The organism is bacterium, assembly GCA_030654305.1.
GTDB lineage: Bacteria > Krumholzibacteriota > Krumholzibacteriia > LZORAL124-64-63 > LZORAL124-64-63 > PNOJ01.
Window position 1 is genome coordinate 1 of the sequence record JAURXS010000030.1, and the last position, 3,594, is coordinate 3,594.

Consider the following 3,594-nt stretch of genomic DNA (forward strand, 5'->3'; position numbering starts at 1 on the left):
CGGGCTGGCACGTCGTGAGGTACGAGAAGTGGCGGGCCGCCGTGGCGGCCTCGCGGCCCCGCGGCGTCCGTCGCTCGCTGATCAACCCGAACGCCAAACTGCTCGCGACGTTTTCCCGCCACGACCGGGTCGCCGTCCTGGACGTGCCCTGCGATGCGGTCGACGACCTGCGCCTGGTGCACGGCACGCTGGCCGCGCCCGCGCACCGGCGCGGCTGTCGGCTGTTGATCCACGCCCACCGCAGCCTGGAATCCCTCGCGCCGGAAGCGTTCGTCGATCCCGAATGGCGCCACCCCTGGACGCTGGAGCGGTTGCGTTGGCTCGCGGGGCAGCCGGCTGCGGTCGATCGCCTCGACGCCGATGCGCCGGATGCGCCGGACGCGCACGGACCACGTTGGCTGTCGCGACTCGCGGACCGCGCGAGAGGTCGGCAAGGCGAGCGGCGCGACCGGCGGCCGCCGCCGCGCCCCCTCTCCCTCGACCCCCAGCAGTGCCGCGCCGTGCGCGCCGGCACCGGCGTGGTGCAGGTCATCGCCCCGGCGGGCAGCGGCAAGACCAGCGTGCTGGTCGAGCGGGTCAAGGAGCTGCTCCACCGCGGCGCCGCGCCGGAGCGCATCCTCTGCTCGACCTTCAACCGGGACGCCAAGCTGGAGATCGCGGCGCGGCTGGAGCGAGCCGGCGTCGCCGGCGTCGCGGTGCGCAGCTTCCACGGCCTCGGCCTGGCGCTGCTGAAGCAGGAGGGCCGCACGCGCGCGGGGATCGGCGAGGTCGACGACGACACGTGGCAGCGGCTCGCCGAACGCGCCCGCGACGCGGAGGCCGACGGTGTCGCGCTGGACGTCACCGCCGCGCGCAACGTCGTCAGCGGCTTCAAGCTGTCGGCGATGGTCGACCCGCCGGCGGCGCTGGCGCAGGCGACGGGCGGCGATGCCCGCGCACGCACTGCGGCCCGGCTCTACGACCTCTACCAGCGCCACCTGGACGAGCGCGGCCGGCTCGACTTCGACGACCTGATCGCCGGCGCCGTGGCGCTGCTGCAGCGCGACGCCGAGGTCCGCCGCCGCTGGCAGGCGCGTTTCGACCACGTCCTGGTCGACGAGTACCAGGACATCGAGCCGGCGCAGGCGCTGTTGGTCGGGCTGCTGGCCGCCCCGCAGGACTCGCTGTTCTGCGTCGGCGACGAGGACCAGTGCATCTACGCCTGGCGGCGGGCCTCGGTCGAGCGGGTGATCGAGCTGGACCAGGTCTACCCCGACCTCGAGCGGCACCCGCTGATCCGCAACTACCGCTGCGGCCGGCGCATCACCGTCGCGTCGCGCCGCCTGATCCGGCACAACCGCCGTCGCTTCCGCAAGCCGCTGCGCCCCGGCGCACCGCACCGCGGCCGGATCCGCGTCCACGCGCTGATCGACCGGGCCGCCGGCGCGCAGCTGGTCGTCGCCCTGGTTCGTGAAGTCGCACCGGGACGCGACGGCGCGCCCGGGACGACCGCCGTGCTGGCGCGCACCTCAGCCCTGCTGCGCGAGGTGGCGCGGGCCGGCGCGGACGCGGGCGTCGCCCTCGACGGCGCCTGCGAGCTGGCGACGATCCACGCCGCCAAGGGCCGCGAGTGGGACCGCGTCATCCTCTACGGGGTCGACCGCGGCCAGATCCCCCACTCCCACGCGGTGTCCGACGACGGCGGCCTGGAGTCCGAGCGTCGCCTCTTCTACGTCGCCCTGACCCGCGCCCGCCACCGCCTCGAGATCGTCTGCTCGAAGAAATCGCCCAGCCGGTTCCTGGCCGAAGCCGGCCTGCGGGCGTGACGGGCTGGACGGGACGACCCGTCTCGGGCATGATCGCGCCATGAGGTTGATCGAAACGCACGCGCACCTGGACGCCACGCCGCTGGCCGACGATCTCGACGGCGTGCTGGCGCGCGCCCGCGAGGCGGGCGTGAGCGACATCGTGGCGCCGGCGTACGATCCGGAATCCTGGGACGCGGTGGCGGCGCTCGCCGCGGCGCACCCCGGCGTGCACCCGGCGCTGGGGCTGCACCCGTGGGTCGCGGACCGCGCCCTGGACATCGACGACCTGCGCGCGCGCCTGCTCGCCTGCGGGGCGGTCGCCGTCGGCGAGATCGGGCTCGATGCGAAGATCGACGACCCGGGGATGGACCGTCAGGTCGCGGCCCTGCGCCCGCAGCTGCGGCTGGCGCGCGAGCTGGGCCTGCCGGTGATCCTGCACGACCGCGGCGCCGCCGAGCACCTGGTGCCGCTGCTGCGCGAGGTCTACGGGGACGCGCCGGTGCGCGGCGTCGTGCACGCCTTCTCGCGCGGGCCGGAACTGGCCCGCCGCTACCTGGACCTCGGCCTGCACCTGGGGTTCGGCGGCGCGGTCACGCGTCCGGACGCGCGGGCGCGGCGCGCCGCGGCGACGGCGCCGCCGGAACGCATCGTGCTGGAGACCGACGCCCCGTCCATCGGGCTGCAGGACGTGCCCGCCGGCGCCTGCGAGCCGCGGCACGTGCGCGAGGTCTGCCTCGCCCTGGCCGGACTGCGCGGCCTGACGGCGGAAGCCGCCGCCGCGCTCACCACGGAGAATGCCCGTGACCTCTTCGGACTGCCCTGAGCGCTTCTCGCGCACCGTCGACCTCTACGGCGAGGCCGGCTTCGCGGCCATCCGCGCCGCGTCGGTCGTCGTCTGCGGCCTGGGAGGCGTGGGCGCGCACGCCGCGCTGGCGCTGGCGCGCAGCGGGGTCGGCCGGCTCGTGCTGATCGACTTCGACCCGGTGACGGCGTCGTCGCTGAACCGCAGCCCCTGCGCGACCGTCGAGGACGTCGGCCGCCCGAAGGTCGCGGTCGTCGGCGGGTTCCTGCGGCGCACCTGCCCCGACACCGCCGTCGACGAGGTGGAGGCGTTCTTCCACGCCGACACCGCCGACGCGCTGCTCGCGCCGCCGCCGTCATGCGTGGTTGACGCCATCGACGCGCTCAACCCCAAGGTCGAGCTGCTGGCGGCTTGCGTCGCGCGGGGGATCCCGGTGGCCAGCAGCATGGGCGCCGCGGGCCGCACCGACGTGTCGTTCGTGAGGGCGGGGGACCTGTGGGAGAGCCGGCGCTGCCCGCTGGCCGGCAGGGTGCGGAAGTACCTGCGGCGCCGCGGGGTGACCGCGCCCATCCCCTGCGTGTGGTCGGAGGAGGAGCCGGCCGAGGCGCTGGCGCCCGACACGGCGGACCCGCGGTTCGACCGCGGCCGGATCCGCAACCGGCTGCCGAGCGGGATCGCGCTGCCGGGGATCTTCGGGTACGCGGTGGCTTCGCTGGCGCTGGACCTCGTGACGGGACGGTCGTCGGGCAGCTGAACGGCCACTCGTCCCGGTCAGTCGTCTCCTGCCCGCATCCGCCGCATGGCCTCCTCGGCGGCGCGCTCGAGCTGCTGCGGCGTCATCTCGTCGACGCAGGCGGCCACGGCCCAGCGGTGGCCGAACGGGTCGAGCAGCTCGCCGTGGCGGTCCCCCCAGAACGTGTCCTGCACCGGCATCGTCACCTTCGCGCCGGCGGCGACCGCCCGCGCGAACGTCTCGTCGGCGTCCTCCACGTACAGGTGCAGGGT

4 protein-coding genes are annotated in these 3,594 nt (G+C 75.6%); 3 read left to right on the top strand and 1 reads right to left on the bottom strand.

What is annotated here, in order from left to right:
• From Q7W29_00725 to Q7W29_00735, 3 genes are all read left to right on the top strand, one after another.
• The coding region (locus Q7W29_00725) for an ATP-dependent helicase (protein MDO9170338.1) at positions 1 to 1,805 on the top strand (1,805 nt) is incomplete at its 5' end.
• A 40-nt stretch (positions 1,806 to 1,845) separates the two neighbouring features.
• Positions 1,846 to 2,610 (top strand): TatD family hydrolase, encoded by a 765-nt coding sequence (locus tag Q7W29_00730; GenBank protein ID MDO9170339.1) that lies wholly within the window; start codon positions 1,846 to 1,848, stop codon positions 2,608 to 2,610.
• Positions 2,588 to 3,343: a ThiF family adenylyltransferase gene (locus Q7W29_00735; GenBank protein ID MDO9170340.1), complete on the top strand. Its 756-nt coding sequence runs from the start codon at positions 2,588 to 2,590 to the stop codon at positions 3,341 to 3,343. Before Q7W29_00730 ends, Q7W29_00735 begins: the two co-directional genes overlap by 23 nt.
• Positions 3,344 to 3,360: 17 nt before the next feature.
• On the opposite strand, the gene Q7W29_00740 is transcribed toward Q7W29_00735, so the two are convergent.
• Positions 3,361 to 3,594: VOC family protein (locus Q7W29_00740; GenBank protein MDO9170341.1), on the bottom strand; the 234-nt coding region annotated here is incomplete at its 5' end.

What these genes read in the sequence shown, in the direction of transcription:
- Q7W29_00730 (MDO9170339.1), top strand. Translation starts at nt 1,846, where the DNA reads ATGAGGTTGATCGAAACGCACGCGCACCTGGACGCCACGCCGCTGGCC.